Annotated in this window: 1 protein-coding gene; it reads left to right on the top strand. The window is 34.5% G+C overall.

Annotated features, from left to right (window positions below; all coding sequences use genetic code 11):
• Nucleotides 1-180: 180 nt before the first annotated feature.
• On the top strand, nucleotides 181-504 hold a 324-nt coding region (locus GBI66_RS19155; protein WP_171494348.1), incomplete at its 3' end, for an FxsA family protein.

The raw sequence follows: 504 nt of genomic DNA, 5'->3' as shown, positions 1-504 counted from the left end.
AATCAGTCTTATTTATAGTATTGCAGAACCTTAGTTTAGCTATGATTTTAGGTTACAACAAAAACATTGTCTAAGCTTTACAACTAAATTTAATCCATGATTTCAAATGAAAAATGGATGAGTTTAGTTAAGTAGTAACAACTGCAATGAATTTTCTTTTTGAGATAGATAAAGTTTTACATGAATTTACTTCTTATTGTGGTTCTGGGCGCGATTGTTGAAATTGCCGTATGGATTGGCGTAGCACAGTTCATCAGTGGATGGTATGTGTTTTTCTGGTTCATTATTGCTTTCTTTATTGGTCTAACGCTTATTCGTAATAGTACGGCTGGTATTATGCCGCAATTACAACAAATGCAGATGACTGGACAATTGGGTAATGATCCGACTGTGACTAAAAAATTAGCTTATGCTTTTGCTGGTTTTTTATTAATGTTGCCAGGTTTGGTATCGGATGTATTAGCGCTCTTAATTCTTATTCCGGGCGTACAAACTGCGTTTCGT

It is taken from the genome of Acinetobacter sp. TUM15071, from assembly GCF_008980925.1.
Lineage (GTDB): Bacteria > Pseudomonadota > Gammaproteobacteria > Pseudomonadales > Moraxellaceae > Acinetobacter > Acinetobacter dispersus.
The sequence above is the reverse complement of the archived record's forward strand: the minus strand, read 5'-3'. Positions and strand labels throughout refer to the sequence as shown.